At 70.6% G+C, this 12,721-nt stretch carries 16 protein-coding genes and 1 tRNA gene; 1 reads left to right on the forward strand and 16 read right to left on the reverse strand.

The window, feature by feature from the left end; all coding sequences use genetic code 11:
• Nucleotides 1-105: 105 nt before the first annotated feature.
• The 6 genes from EDD92_RS17660 to EDD92_RS17685 form a co-directional block, all read right to left on the reverse strand.
• Nucleotides 106-402 carry a zinc-ribbon domain-containing protein gene (locus EDD92_RS17660; RefSeq protein ID WP_123965217.1) on the reverse strand — a complete coding sequence of 99 codons (297 nt, stop codon included), beginning with the start codon at nt 400-402 and terminating at the stop codon, nt 106-108.
• A 94-nt stretch (nt 403-496) separates the two neighbouring features.
• Nucleotides 497-865, reverse strand: a complete 369-nt coding sequence (locus tag EDD92_RS17665; RefSeq protein WP_123965218.1) for a hypothetical protein — start codon at nt 863-865, stop codon at nt 497-499.
• 116 nt (nt 866-981) lie between these two features.
• Nucleotides 982-2,391: a Cys-Gln thioester bond-forming surface protein gene (locus EDD92_RS17670; RefSeq protein ID WP_123965219.1), complete on the reverse strand. Its 1,410-nt coding sequence runs from the start codon at nt 2,389-2,391 to the stop codon at nt 982-984.
• Nucleotides 2,392-2,651: 260 nt separating this feature from the next.
• The gene (locus EDD92_RS17675; protein WP_123965220.1) at nt 2,652-3,128 is read right to left on the reverse strand and encodes a single-stranded DNA-binding protein; all 477 of its coding nucleotides are present in this window, start codon (nt 3,126-3,128) and stop codon (nt 2,652-2,654) included.
• Between the two features lie 273 nt (nt 3,129-3,401).
• Nucleotides 3,402-5,141, reverse strand: coding sequence for a GTPase (locus EDD92_RS17680; RefSeq protein ID WP_399185420.1), 1,740 nt, complete (start codon nt 5,139-5,141; stop codon nt 3,402-3,404).
• Nucleotides 5,142-5,294: 153 nt separating this feature from the next.
• Nucleotides 5,295-6,902, reverse strand: coding sequence for a dynamin family protein (locus tag EDD92_RS17685; RefSeq protein ID WP_123965222.1), 1,608 nt, complete (start codon nt 6,900-6,902; stop codon nt 5,295-5,297).
• 321 nt (nt 6,903-7,223) lie between these two features.
• Here EDD92_RS17685 and EDD92_RS17690 point away from each other — a divergent pair.
• Nucleotides 7,224-7,296, forward strand: a tRNA-Arg gene (locus EDD92_RS17690).
• Nucleotides 7,297-7,474: 178 nt separating this feature from the next.
• Here EDD92_RS17690 and EDD92_RS17695 read toward each other — a convergent pair.
• From EDD92_RS17695 to EDD92_RS17735, 10 genes are all read right to left on the reverse strand, one after another.
• Nucleotides 7,475-8,797, reverse strand: a complete 1,323-nt coding sequence (locus tag EDD92_RS17695; protein ID WP_260326582.1) for a site-specific integrase — start codon at nt 8,795-8,797, stop codon at nt 7,475-7,477.
• Between the two features lie 71 nt (nt 8,798-8,868).
• The gene (locus tag EDD92_RS17700) at nt 8,869-9,066 is read right to left on the reverse strand and encodes an AlpA family transcriptional regulator (RefSeq protein ID WP_123965224.1); all 198 of its coding nucleotides are present in this window, start codon (nt 9,064-9,066) and stop codon (nt 8,869-8,871) included.
• Nucleotides 9,063-10,439, reverse strand: a complete 1,377-nt coding sequence (gene repSA, locus EDD92_RS17705) for a replication initiator protein RepSA (RefSeq protein ID WP_123965225.1) — start codon at nt 10,437-10,439, stop codon at nt 9,063-9,065. Before repSA ends, EDD92_RS17700 begins: the two co-directional genes overlap by 4 nt.
• Nucleotides 10,439-10,645, reverse strand: coding sequence for a hypothetical protein (locus EDD92_RS17710; protein ID WP_123965226.1), 207 nt, complete (start codon nt 10,643-10,645; stop codon nt 10,439-10,441). Before EDD92_RS17710 ends, repSA begins: the two co-directional genes overlap by 1 nt.
• A gap of 88 nt (nt 10,646-10,733) precedes the next feature.
• Nucleotides 10,734-11,039 (reverse strand): SpdD-like protein, encoded by a 306-nt coding sequence (locus EDD92_RS17715; protein WP_123965227.1) that lies wholly within the window; start codon nt 11,037-11,039, stop codon nt 10,734-10,736.
• A 47-nt stretch (nt 11,040-11,086) separates the two neighbouring features.
• On the reverse strand, nt 11,087-11,242 hold the full coding sequence (locus EDD92_RS49870; RefSeq protein ID WP_185124051.1) for a hypothetical protein: 156 nt from the start codon (nt 11,240-11,242) through the stop codon (nt 11,087-11,089).
• 4 nt (nt 11,243-11,246) lie between these two features.
• Nucleotides 11,247-11,456, reverse strand: a complete 210-nt coding sequence (locus EDD92_RS17720; RefSeq protein WP_123965228.1) for a mobile element transfer protein — start codon at nt 11,454-11,456, stop codon at nt 11,247-11,249.
• A gap of 20 nt (nt 11,457-11,476) precedes the next feature.
• On the reverse strand, nt 11,477-12,151 hold the full coding sequence (locus tag EDD92_RS17725) for a DUF2637 domain-containing protein (RefSeq protein WP_123965229.1): 675 nt from the start codon (nt 12,149-12,151) through the stop codon (nt 11,477-11,479).
• A gap of 78 nt (nt 12,152-12,229) precedes the next feature.
• Nucleotides 12,230-12,430, reverse strand: coding sequence for a hypothetical protein (locus EDD92_RS17730; protein WP_123965230.1), 201 nt, complete (start codon nt 12,428-12,430; stop codon nt 12,230-12,232).
• The gene (locus EDD92_RS17735; protein WP_123965231.1) at nt 12,427-12,639 is read right to left on the reverse strand and encodes a hypothetical protein; all 213 of its coding nucleotides are present in this window, start codon (nt 12,637-12,639) and stop codon (nt 12,427-12,429) included. The genes EDD92_RS17730 and EDD92_RS17735 overlap by 4 nt, the downstream gene beginning before the upstream one ends.
• Nucleotides 12,640-12,721 lie beyond the last annotated feature (82 nt).

Genomic DNA, 12,721 nt, shown 5'->3' on the forward strand with positions numbered 1-12,721 from the left:
GCGACGGCAGAAACACCCCATCTTGCCTGAGGTCCAGCCTTGGGTGGTAACCCATATGGCCGGGCGCCTGTGACCTGGGGTTTCGCTGTCGGGGTCGGCGGTCGCTCAGGCTCCGGGGTGCTGGTGGGGCTGCTGCGGCCGGCCGTGGGGCTGACCGCCGGGAGCGCCTGCGGCTTGTGTCTGGAGCTGTTCGGCCTGTTCCTTGGTCACCTTCTGTTCGGTGCCGCAGAAGGTGCACTGCGTCGCGTACCTCGTCGAGACGGGGAACAGCGGCACGAAGAACAGCGTGAATTTCGTGACGCGCTTCCTGAGCGTGTGCGCGGCAGGGTTGCCGCAGCCTCCGCACACCAGCGTGAGTATCGCGAGCTGGTACAGGTATCCCCTGGTGCCAAAGATGATCACGAGATCGGCCCTTCTCGGGTCGGTGTCCGCCGCCGGTGGAAGACGCTGACCGAGATCTTCTCGCAGATTTGCACTCTAGGCGCCATGGTCACTGTCAGTGGTCGCCGTTCACCCTCGGCGGCCGTTGAGCCAACAGCAGGGCACCTACGGCTGCCACGCCCACCACACCGGACGACCGGAACGCACGGGAGGAACGCCAGGACAGGACCGACCACCGGGACTGCGCGGACAGCACCGACCCTGTGCTCAGCCATGATCCGGCCGAGATCAGCGACAACGCCGATCCGATCGATCCGACGGAGAGCGCGCTCCCGATCGAGGCGACGGACAGGGCCGATCCGACGGACCCGATGGACAGCACCGACCCCACCGAGCCGATCGACAGCACCGAGTCCTGCGACCACAGGGACAGCACCGAGCCCGAGAAGGCGTGCGGCGCCGGCGATACGGATGGCTTCGTCATGAGTCCATCCTGCCCGTCCTCTCGCCGGACTCCACGTATGCGGCCGAACACGTCCTGGAGGAGCGTGTGTTGGGGAGGCGCCACTTCTCGTCGGTACAGAGGCTGCCTCCGAGGGTTCAGTCCTGCGTCGGTGCGTCCTTCTTTCCCACGAGGACCAGGGCCGCGCCGCCGATCACGACGAGGGCGATGGCGATGCCCGCGATCAACGGGGTCGTGCTGGAGCCGCCGGTTGCGGCGAGGTTGGTGTCGTCGGCCGTGCCGCCCACCGTCGCGGGGCTCGGTTCGCTGAGGATCTGGGTCGCGTTGCCGCTCTCGGAGGCCTGTGTCCTGCAGTCGAGGATGCCGGTGAAGCGCTTCTGGAGGCCGGCCGGTCCCGTGATCGTGAAGTCGTAGGGCTGGTCTTCCTGCAGGGGGATCGTCACGGTCCGGGACTCGCCTGCCGGGATGCTGTGCTCGATCCCCATCAGCTCGAAGGTGTACGCCTCGTCGCCCTGGTTGGCAGCGGTGATGTCCACGCCCCCCTTGGCGCAGTTCCTCACCGCGGACAGGGCCGGTATGGCGCCCTCCTTCGCCCAGGTCGCGCCGGCCGTCGCCGAGACCGTCGACTCGCTGGAGCCGGCCAGGATCTGCGTCTGGCTGCGGGTGTCGGAGGCGAAGGCGCGGCCCACGGGCACGGTGGTCGAGGCCTGCACGGTGAGCTCGGCCGAGCTGGCTGCGGCGTGCTCGGGCACGTCGAAGAAGACCTGGCTGCCGTCGACCGCGGAGGTGAGGGGCTTGCCGTCCTTGCCGACGATCCGTACCCCGCTGGTCGCTGCGTCCGTCGGTGGCGTCACGGTCACGCCGGCCGCGTTGGTGTGCACGGTCACCGGGCCGAGCAGTTCGCCGGGGTGGCCGGAGACCGCGGGCGGGTCCAGCGTCAGCGACGCCTGGGGCTCCGCCACGCCGACCGCGCTCTTCTCCAGGTAGTCCGCGAGCTTCTCGGCCTGCGGGTCGACGGCGTCGACGTCGGCGTGGTCCGAGTACCGCCAGATGGCCACCTGGGTGCCGGCCGCCGCGTCCTGCTCGGTCAGGCCGCCCTTGACGCCCGCCTTCGCCGCGAGCGTCGCGAGGTCGTTGACCTGCGGGTAGGAGTTCTGCAGGATCCAGCGGATCCTGCCGGCGTTCTTGTTGGCGCCCAGCGAGGTACCGCTCCAGGCGGTCTCGTGGTACCTGGCGTCCCGCTGGGTGGGGTTGTGGATGTCGACGCAGTACGTCTGCAGGGTGCCGCCGCCGTCGACGGACATCTCGAACAGGCCTGCCGAGACCTGCTGGTCCCCGGTGTCCTCGTGGATCACGGCGGTGCCGTACGTCTTGAGGCCGCCTATGGTGGCGGTCGCCCCGCCCTGGCTCTGTGTCGTCTCCTCCGCGGTGGCCGTACCGGCTCCGGTGAGCACCCCGACGGCCACAAGACCGGACACCAGTGTCGCGGCGGCGAGACGAACGGACCCTCGCCTGCGCACGGACGGCGCAGAGAAAGAAGAAAACACCAAACTCCCCTTCGAGCAGGACCCATTGACGTGGGGGGTGTGGTCCCACCAGCAGAATCAGAAGCCCCGAGAGCTACGCCGGGCATCCTATGGAAGCGGCGCACCGCGCTTGCCGGTCATACCGTCGGACAAGCGATCCGACTCGGAATCGTTATCGCCAAGACGACCCATGAGCAGGGCTTATCGACAAATCCACTGGACCGTTCGGAACGCATTCGTCGATAAGCCGCAGTACGGTCAGCTCGGGGCACCGTCTGACATCACGTCACCGCAGCGGGTTCCGGCTCCCGTTGGGCCGAGTCGGCCCCTGAACCCCCGGGCGGGGTCTCCCAGTTGGGCTCGGGCTGCTGGGGCGCGGCATCGGTCACCTCCGGTTCCGGCCTGCCCGGCCGCCGGAAGGCCGAGGTCCCCCGCGTGAGGTCATGGCCGATCGCCACCGCATCGAGGTCCGCCGAGATCCAGTTCTGCCCCTCGCGTACGTCCGTCCGCACCTTGAGCCTGCCCTGCACGATGACGGGATCGCCCACGTCGAGCGAGGCCGTCACGTTCGTGGCCAGTTGCCGCCTGGCCCACACCGTGAAGAAGTTGGTGTGGCCGTCGGTCCACTCGTTCTTCTCGCGGTCCAGATAGCGCGTGGTCACCGCGAGCCGGAAGCGCGCCGACGGCCCCGACGCCAGATCCCGGAACGCCGGCTTCGTCGCCACGTTCCCCACGGCGCAGATGATCGTCTCGTTCATCACGACCCCCTCCCTCGCCCGGCCGCCGGGGCCGGGCGGACATGCCTACGGGCCCGTCCCGTACGGCTGCGTCTGCCGCGGCGACCGCGTCCTTCGCGATCGCCGCACCGCCAGACTGCCTCCGTCGGGCCGAGCCCGCCGAGCCCTGTGGACCGTCCTCCACCTGTGGAAAACTCCGTCACCCGGACGAGTGAGCCCAGGAAGACCCCGACGAGTGATCATCTGCAGAAAAGCTCACCGTCACCCTCCGGAACCCACCGCCCCGTCCGGGTGTCACCGGGGCCCGTTCCCCACCCCCGTCACCCGCCCGTACTGCTCCCGCACCTCCCGGTAGCGCAGCAGCTCTGACGCCACCGGATCCAGCACCCGGGCCCGCCCGCACCCGGCAGCCGCCTCCCGCAATCGCCGTTCCGCGTCGGTGCCGTAGCGGCGGGCCGGTCCGCGCGCCGCCATCCGGCAGCTCCACTCGACGATCGGTCCGCCGATGATGCCGGCCGCCATCAGCAGCACCGGCACCCCCAGGTTCGGCGCCATGAATCCGACGATCTGCCCCAGCAGCCACAGTCCGCCCACGACTTGAAGGAGCGTCATGGAGACCTGAGCCATGACGGCCAGCGGCCACCAGCCCGGCCGCGGTGGCCGGCCAGGCGGCAGTCCCGCCCGTACCGCCAGTTCGTCGAGCGCCTCGGGCAGCCCGTGGGAGCCGCGTACGGCCGCCTCGCGCACCGCCTGGGCCCAGGGCGCGGGCAGCCCGGTCGAGGCACGGTCGGCGAGCGTCCGTACCGCCTGCTCGACGCGCTGGCGTGCCGTGACCTCCTCGTCCGCCTGGGTGGGCAACGGCACCCGCCCGGTGGTCGGTTCGGACCGGTCCCGGTACCACCGCCACAGCCGCAGCCAGGGCGTTCCACAGGCGCGGTTGGCGTTGCGCAGCCAGGCGCGCTCGGCCGCCTCGCCCGCAGCGGAGGCACCCACCGCGTCCGCGAGCCGGGCGGAGAACTCGTCCCGCGCCTCCTCGCTCAGGCCGGTCCGCCGCCGCGCCGCGTAGAGGGGCCGCAGCTCCGCCGCGGCCGCGTCGAGATCGGCCGAAATTCGCCGCGCCGGAGCGCCGCGTTCCGCCACAAACTGCCCGAGCGCCTCGCGCAGTTCACCGACGCCGTCCCCGGTGAGCGCGGACAGCGCGAGCACGGTGGCACCGGGATCGCCGTACTCGCCCAGTGCGATCCCGTCCTCGTCTAGCAGCCGCCGCAGGTCGTCGAGGACCTGGTGGGTGGCCTCGCCGGGCAGCCGGTCGGTCTGGTTGAGGACGACGAACATGACCTCCGCGTGCCCCGCCATGGGCCGCAGATAGCGCTCGTGGAGGACGGCGTCCGCGTACTTCTCGGGGTCGACGACCCAGATGACGGCGTCCACGAGGGCCAGGACCCTGTCCACCTGTTCGCGGTGCTGTACGGCCGCCGAGTCGTGGTCGGGCAGGTCGACCAGGACCAGCCCGCGCAGTTGTGCCTCCGTCTCGGGGTTCTGCAGCGGGCGTCGCCGCAGCCGGGGCGGGATGCCGAGCCGCTCGATGAGGCTCGCCGCGCCGTCGCTCCAACTGCACGCGATGGGGGTCGCCGTGGTGGGCCGCCGGACGCCGGTCTCCGAAATGGGCACCCCGGCCAGGGCGTTGAACAGCTGCGACTTGCCGCTGCCCGTCGCACCCGCGATGGCGACCACGGTGTGCTGCCCGGAGAGCCTGCGCCGTGCCGCCGACTCGTCGAGCACCCGTCCGGCCTCGGCGAGCGTCTGGCCGTCGAGCCGGGTGCGGGAGAGCCCCACGAGTTCCCGCAGCGCGTCGAGCCGCGACCGCAGGGGGCGGTCGTAGGTGAGCGGGACCGTCGGCTGGGCGCTGAGCGCCCGTGTCTCCACCACCGGGACGTGCTCGGACCCGGTGTTCTCCTCGGTCGCGCGCCGCGCGATCAGCCCGTCGTCCCAGGCGCTCGCGGAGTCCGTACGACGGGAGGTGGCGGCGTCCACCAAGCGCGCGTGGCCGCCTTTGTCCCGTACGCCGGCCTCCCGCTCGCCGGAGTCCTGCTTGGCAGTTCCGCCCCCTCCCGTCAGGCCCTTGGCGCTCTCTTCGGGGTGCTCGGCCCGGCCTGTGTGGTCCTCGTCTGTGACGGCAGTCACCGGTCACCTCTCCTTCTGCAGTACGGACAGCGCGGCGATGAGTTCGGCCTGGGGTTCGGGGTGGATCTCGAGGGCGTCGAGGGGTGCGAGACGGCGCTCGCGTTCGGTGTGCATGACCCGGTCGAGGTGCTCGGTGAGCAGCCGCCCGCCCCGGTCGCGCAGCCGCAGCGCCCCGTGCGCGCCGATCCGCTCGGCGAGCCCTTCCCCGGCCGAACGCGCCCGGCGGCCGCCCAGCAGCGCGGTGGTGACGAGGACGGCGACGACCTCGGGGTCCGGGGCGACGTTGCGGTCGAGGTCGCGGACCTCTTCCTCGGCGTACTCCTCGAGCTCGCGCCGCCATCGCCGTACGGCCATCCCGATGCGGTCCTCGGCGCTCTCCAGGGACGGTTCCTGTTCCGTCAGCTCCGGGGCGCTCGCCGCGGGTTCGCGCCGCCAGGCCTCCCGGATGCGCTCGTCGGCGGCGGTGACGGCGCACAACAGGAGCGTGGCCAGGCTCTCCATGAGCGCGTCCAGGAGCTCTCCGGCGGAGCAGTCCAGGGGGAACGCGCGCCACCGCTTGAGGGCGTCTCCGGCGAGTACGGCGCCTGCCTGCAGCCGCCCTCGCACGCGCGCGTGCTCGCTGTCGTACGCGCCTTCGACGGCGTTGGTGAGGCGCACGGCCGCCGCGTACTGGGCGGCGGCGGCACTGGCCAGTTCGGGCAGCCGGGTCTTGAGGGAGTCGAGCATGCCGTGCGCGGTACGGGCCATGGCCTGCTGCCTGGCGGCCGGGTCCTGCGCCAGGTGCACGAGCCAGGTCCGCAGCGACGCCACGGCGGTGGCCGGCAGCAGCCCGCTTCCCCAGGCGGACTCGGGCAGTTCGGGCACGGTGAAGCGCGGTACGTCGCCGAGTCCGGCCTTTGTGAGCAGTGCGCCGTACTGCCGGGACACCTCGGAGACGACCTGGTGCGGCACGCGGTCGAGCACCGTCACGAGGGTGGCGTCGTACTCCTTCGCGGTGCGCAGCAGATGCCAGGGGACGGCGTCGGCGTAGCGGGCGGCCGTGGTGACCATGACCCAGATGTCGGCCGCGCAGACGAGTTCGGCGGCCAGGACGCGGTTGTCGGCGATCAGGGAGTCGATGTCGGGGGCGTCGAGGAGGGCGAGCCCGCGCGGCATCGTGTCGGCGGTCTCGACGCGCAGCACGCGCGCGGGGTCCTCTCCGGGGAGCAACAGGTCGTCCCCGGTGTCCTGATGGGGCACCCAGACGCGGGTGAGGTCGGGCAGCACCCTCATCCCGCTGAACCAGTGATGGTCCTCCGGGTGGCACACCAGCACCGGTGTCCGCGTGGTCGGCCGCAGCACGCCCGCCTCGCTGACCCGCCGCCCCACGAGGGAGTTGACGAGAGTCGACTTGCCGGCCCCTGTCGATCCGCCCACGACGGCCAGCAGGGGCGCTTCGGGCTCCCGCAACCGGGGCACCAAGTAGTCGTCGAGCTGTGCGAGCAGTTCGTCGCGGTTGGCACGCGCGCGTGGAGCCCCGGCCAGGGGCAGCGGGAAGCGTGCGGCAGCGACACCGTCGCGCAGGGCGGAGAGTGCGTCAAGCAGCTGAGGCCGTACGTCCAAGGTCACCACATGCGGAGAATGCCCGATTTTAGGGGAATTCTGAAGCATATGAGCATGTCTGCGCGCCGACAGGACACAAGGGACGGAAGGGACGACTGGGACGCGGGCACACTCCAGGCATAACGAGTGCACAACACCCGGTGCGTGAGGACCCAAAAGCGATGCACGATTCGTACCTGCCTGCGATTATCAGGACCGCTTCACCGAACCTCCACATCGAGCCACGGAGGCGAAGCAACAGGGACAAGGACACGGGAGCCCTATCCTTGTCCCCGGCAACGTCACGGATCGGCCCACACCCGGGCACCCACGACAGCGGCCACACACCCGGCCCCCGTAGCTCAGTGGATAGAGCAGGCGCCTTCTAAGCGCTTGGCCGCAGGTTCGAGTCCTGCCGGGGGCGCCCAGTCTCCGCCCTCCTTCGGGAGGGCGTTTTTGCTGTTCAGAGCAGGTTTCCTCCAGGCACGACAAAGCCCCGGGCACTCCCCCAACGATCAAGGGAGGTCTCCGGGGCTGTCCGGCTGTCACCGGGTTTTTGCGGGTCGCCGTGTCGAATACGTGTCGAAGTTCTTGGCCGAAGATCAACCAGGGTCAGGCAGCTCGGGTAGGTCTCCGGCGGCTTCGAGGCGCTTCTTCAAGTCAGGAAGTTGCCCATCGACGCACCGGGCGTACGTGGCGAGGAGCACCGGCACGCTGTTTCCGGCCCAATCGGCCACCTGTGCGGGCGGGATCCCGTCGTTGAGCCACTTGGTCAGGCGGGTGTGCCGGTTGTCGTACACACGCTTCCCGGTCGGCGAGTCGAAGACGTGCGGAGCCAGGACCGCCCGGCGAGCACTGCGCCAGGCTCGGCGGATCACGGACCCCGCGAGGATGCCGCCGTTCTCGCCCTGGAACAGAAGATCACCCGGCTTGAGCTCTTCGTCTTCGATGTGCTGCCGCAGGATGCGAGTCAGAGCGGGATGCCCCGGCACCGCGCGCGTGTCCCCTTCAGCGCGGCCCTTGAGGTCGCGCTGCTCGTGGATCTCTCCCGTGTCGGTCCACTGCTTGCCGACTTCCGGAGTCGCTGTGTGGATCATCAGCTCGCACCATTGGTCGTCGGCGTCGACGTCGGGCAGGCTCACGTCCCACACGCGCATGGCTACGGCCTCTTCGGGGCGTGGTCCGCAGTAGTACAGCGTGGCGAAGAAGGCGTGCAGTCGCTTGCCGCCGCGGGGCCGTCGACGGATCCAGTCGAGGAGGGCCGCCGCCTGGTCAGGGTTCATCAAGCTGCGCTTGTCCACGGCGTTGCTCGTCTTGGTGGCGGTCATCGCCTCCTTGCCCTTGGGGAGAGGGTTGGTCCGCAGGATGCGCCGCCGGATGGCGTACTTCATGACGACGTTGAGGATGCGGCGATGCCGCTTGCGGGACCAGGCCGCAGCCTGCTTGCCGTCGAGCCGGGAGTCGATGGCCTGTAGGACGTCGTCGACCTTCTCGGGGTCCTCCCAGGCCGAGACGGGAAGGGAGTTCCGCTCAACCCATCGGAGGATGGTCACCACGTCCCGCGGTGCTTCCGATCGGCGGTTGGCGTTGAACGCCCACTCACGCAGGGCTGTCCGCACGGCCACGGGATTGAACTGGCTGGGCTGCGCGCGGAGCAGGGCGAGAGTGGTTGCCGTGAGCGTCTTGGCGGTGTTCTTTCGGCTGTTGCCACCAAGTTGAGACCACCGGGCATCCACGTATTGAACTGCGAACTTGTACCAGCTCATTGCCGCCGACTTGGAGCGATGAGACACCGGCAGCCCGGTCGCGATGACGAACGCTTCGCCCTTGCCGGTGGCTTGGATCAGTTCAGAGCGGAAGCCCTCAGCGAGCGCAATCGTGTCGAACGGCTCGCGCCAGCGCTTCCCAGCAACCACCCAGCGCACCGTGTACGTGGTCTTTCGAGCACCCTTGTACGTGAGGATGTTGTAGACCTTGACGTCGTACGTCGTCTCCATCAGGCGACGTCCTCCCGGTCATCGAGCCAGTTGTCGAGGTCGGTCCGCCGGATCCTCAGGTCGCCGTTCGGGAGCTTGATGCACCGGGGTGCGCGCCGCTTGGCACGCCAGTCGTAGAAGGTCGAACGCGAGATGCTCAGTTCCTCGCAGACCTCAGCGAGGGTGAGCATGTTCCGTGATCGGACGGCAGTGATCATGTTGTGCTCCCTTCGCCGAGCTGGGCTTCGCGGGCGGTTTCTCGGTTGAGTTGGATGTCCCGGGCGATGGATGCGGCGAGGGCGGATTCGCCGGGGGTGTGGCCGTGGCCGGCGTACTGCCAGTCGGCCAGGACCAGGACGGTGTCCGGGGCGCGCTCGTCGAGGCCGAGGGCTTCGCGTTCCTGGGTGGCGCGGTAGTCGGCGCGGGCCTGGCGGAGCTCCCCGAGGGTGGTGGAGTAGCGGCGTGACTTGGAGGAGAAGTGGCCGCGGAAGCCGAGCATGTGCGCCCAGGCCCACAGCCGCCGGTCGGGGTATACGTCGTCGAGGTCGCGGCATGCGGTGATCAGGCGGCGGGCGTGGTCGGGGACGCCGTGGCGGTCGAGTTCGGCGAGTTCGCCGATCCGGCGGTCGAGGGTGCCAGTGTTTTCCGCAGCCTTGGTGGCGTACTTGGCCACGTAGGAGGCGACCGCCTGTTCAGTCAGCTCTGAGCCGTCCCCGAACGCCTTGACCGGCCGGACGTCGAGCTGTCGGCCCCAGCGGAAGGTGCGAGCGGGCTGGTCCTCGGCCGCTGGGACCGAGACCGAGGTGTAGGAGTGCCGGGCGGCGGCGCGGATCGCGTCGGTGAGCAGGTCGGTGCTGGCCCAGGACGGCGGAGCCGACTCGGGTCCGTCCAGGCCGTCGAGACGGATCACGGCATGGAAGTGGATAGCGCCGCGCTTTTGGAACTCCGCGACCTTGCCGTAGGAGACCCGGCAGACCTCTTTGAGTTCGCGCTGCGTCAGTCCGGCGCGCTTGGCGATCTCGCGGCGGAGCCGGTTGGCGAGGCGCACCCACAGCTCTCCGGCGTGGTTGTTGAAGAGCACGGCGCTGGCGTAGTCGTACGAGGCGGGATCGAGCGGGGTGCCGAGGGCGGGGTCATCCTCGCGGTGGCGGGTGCCGCAGCGGCAGGCGCCGCGGTCGGGCCGGTTGTGGACCGGGCCGAACGAGGGCGCGGTGAAGGTCGCGAACACCCTTGGGTGATCCCGGACGGTCGCCGGGATGTCTTTGTCCTCATCCCCGGCGAGCCCGGCGCGCATCAGGTGGTAGGTGTCTCCGGCGTAGGTCCAGGCGCAGGCCGGGCAGCGGGAGGCTCGCCGGTTGCCGCACGCGATGCGGAGGCGCCCGCCCGGCTCCCGTTCGGTGCTGTAGTGGTGCAGGGTCTCGCCGGTGGTCTTGTCCTTGTGCAGGGTCCAGCCGGTCAGGTGGATGGGGTCGGCGCAGCCGCCGGTACGGCGGATCTGGTCTTGCCAGCGGTCGAAGCCTGGGAGCCCGGCCACCCGCAGCGCGTCGCCGAGGGTGATCGGGTCCAGGCCCGCGAAGGTCGCGGTGTCCATCAGGCGGCGACCTCCACATCCGCGGCGGTCAGGCGCGGGCGCAGGGGGACGGTGCCGGTGCCGTGGCAGGCCGGGCAGTCGACAGCGGTGACGGGCAGGTCGCCGGAGGTATCGCGGGGGCCGGAGGATACGGCGGCGGTGGCGAAGCCGTTGCAGTCCGGGCAGATCCGCGCGTTCGTGGTGGTGGCCGGGGTCGGGCCGGTCATGATGGAGGTTCCTTCCGGTTGAAAGATCGGGTAGGGACGGCGCCCGGGCGGCGGAGACTTGGCGGTTTCAGGGCCGCCCGGGGGCCGGTCAGCGGTGCTTCGCCTCGGAGGCGAGCAGGGAGCGCAGGACGACCGCGACGACGGCGACGGTCATGCCGGTGATGGCGACCGCGAGGAGCATCGAGACGAGGACGGCGCCGACGACCAGGACGACGGCGGTGCCGCCGCCGACGAGGGCGATCACGGTGCCGGGTGTGAGCTGGACGACCGGCCGGGACGGCGCCGAGGCCGGAGCCGGAGCCACCGGGACAGACGGCGAAGTCTGGGCCGCCGGGACGACGGTGGTCGGCTCGACGACGGCGGGCGGGGTGGCCGTGCCGGTCGGTGTCGGCATGGTTGGATCTTCGGGCGGAGCATGGGTGAACTCCCTTCCGGGGCGGGTTACTTGACGAACAGGTTGAAGAGCGGGGCGAGCAGGCTGTTGGCGAGGATGTAGCCGCCGACGAGCAGGACGATTACGAGCCAGAGCGGCGGGCGGAGGGTCTTGACGCCGACCACGGCCAGGCAGGCGATGAAGAACCAGAGCGGCACGGACATGGCGTCAGCCCTTCCGGTTCTCGTACTTGCTCTTGATCTGGCAGCGGTGGCCCTTGGCGGCGATGCAGACGGCGCCGTAGCTGGAGTACTCGGCCGACCAGCCGCACTGATCGGCCGTGCACGCGGCGATGTAGCCCTTGTCACCGCTCTTGGTCAGGGCGCGGCCGATCTCCACGGGGCCGTAGCGCACCAGGCGCTGAAAGAGAAAACCCACGGCTTCAAGTCCTTTCTGAATCAGGAGAGTTGGGCGGCGATCGCGTCGGCGAGATGGGACGGGACGCCGAGGCGGGCGCGCAGCGCGTCAGGGTCGATCTCCTGGCCGGTGCGGGCGCGGTGTTCGTCGGCGACCTTGCGGGCATGAGCGACGAGCGCGGCCGGGACCGGCACGGCCGGAGGTTCCGGGACCACAGCAGAGGCGGGCAGGGCCGGGGTTTCCTCGGTCGCGAGGGCGGCGGCAGGCTCCGGGACAGGAGCGGGTTCGGGCTGAATATCGGGTGCGAGGGCCGGGGCTGCGGGCGCCGGCGGAACCGGCACCCGGTCCCCGGCCGTGGTTGGCGAGTGGGCGAGAAGCGTGCCGCCGAGGAAGGCGAGGGCGGGCCATCCGGCAACGCCGAGGCGCAGCAGAGCGGGCGGCTGGTGCAGGTCGAGGAATCCGGCGGTGGCGACGTTGGCGCCGAGCGAGGCCACCAGGGCGACCAGGAACCAGCACCAGGCCAGCCGGGACGGGCCCGTGTTGCGCAGCCGTCGCCAGGCGGCAACCAGCAACAGGTCGACCGAGATGGGGTAGGCCCAGGCCTTCCAGCCGGACTGTCCGGCCGCGGCGGCGAGGTCGTGCAGGTGGGCGAAGGACAGGGCTCCGGCGATCACAGCCTGTACGAGCACGGCATCCGGGCGGATCGAGCGGGACATGGTCTTCACCTCCTTTGGGGAGTTGGGCCAGGGGCGGGGCGGGGACCAGGTGTCCGGCCGCCCCGTCCCGGCGGGAGTTCAGTCGGTGGGGGCCTCGCCGGTGCCGAGGCAGGTCAGGCACAGGCCCGCCTGCCGGTGATCAGTGAGGCGGCCTTTGCGGGCGCCGACCTTGACGGCTTCGGTGATCTCGCCGTGGCCGTCGCAGTCCGGGCACTTCGCGGGCTCCGGCTTGACCGGGGCCGTCCTGCGACGGGTGGCGGGCTTCTTCGCGGCGGTCACGGCGTCCACCCCTCGCCGGGGTACTCCGGGCCGTCCGTGGGGTCGTAGCCGGGCGGGAAGGTGCCGGGCGGCGGCTCGGGCAGCGACGCGGCCAAGCACGGGCCCACGGCTTCGATGAAGTCCTGGTCGGCGCCGAACGTGTCGGCGTAGAGGGCGAGTTGACCGAGCATGAAGACGGTCCGGGCGAAGTCCTCGCAGTTCGGGCACATGGCCGGTGATCTCCTTTTGGGCATGGCTCGGGTAGGGACCTGGCGCGAAAGCGGTCACGCCGACCGTGGAGCAGAGGGGGCA

Source organism: Streptomyces sp. TLI_185 (genome assembly GCF_003814765.1).
Taxonomy (GTDB): Bacteria; Actinomycetota; Actinomycetes; order Streptomycetales; family Streptomycetaceae; genus Streptomyces.

Bases quoted from the DNA above. Each gene is read 5' to 3' on its own strand.
- EDD92_RS17665 (WP_123965218.1), bottom strand. From the start codon at position 865: ATGACGAAGCCATCCGTATCGCCGGCGCCGCACGCCTTCTCGGGCTCG.
- EDD92_RS17675 (WP_123965220.1), bottom strand. From the start codon at position 3,128: ATGAACGAGACGATCATCTGCGCCGTGGGGAACGTGGCGACGAAGCCG.
- EDD92_RS17700 (WP_123965224.1), bottom strand. From the start codon at position 9,066: ATGATCACTGCCGTCCGATCACGGAACATGCTCACCCTCGCTGAGGTC.
- repSA (WP_123965225.1), bottom strand. From the start codon at position 10,439: ATGGACACCGCGACCTTCGCGGGCCTGGACCCGATCACCCTCGGCGAC.
- EDD92_RS17710 (WP_123965226.1), bottom strand. From the start codon at position 10,645: ATGACCGGCCCGACCCCGGCCACCACCACGAACGCGCGGATCTGCCCG.
- EDD92_RS17715 (WP_123965227.1), bottom strand. From the start codon at position 11,039: ATGCCGACACCGACCGGCACGGCCACCCCGCCCGCCGTCGTCGAGCCG.
- EDD92_RS49870 (WP_185124051.1), bottom strand. From the start codon at position 11,242: ATGTCCGTGCCGCTCTGGTTCTTCATCGCCTGCCTGGCCGTGGTCGGC.
- EDD92_RS17725 (WP_123965229.1), bottom strand. From the start codon at position 12,151: ATGTCCCGCTCGATCCGCCCGGATGCCGTGCTCGTACAGGCTGTGATC.
- EDD92_RS17735 (WP_123965231.1), bottom strand. From the start codon at position 12,639: ATGTGCCCGAACTGCGAGGACTTCGCCCGGACCGTCTTCATGCTCGGT.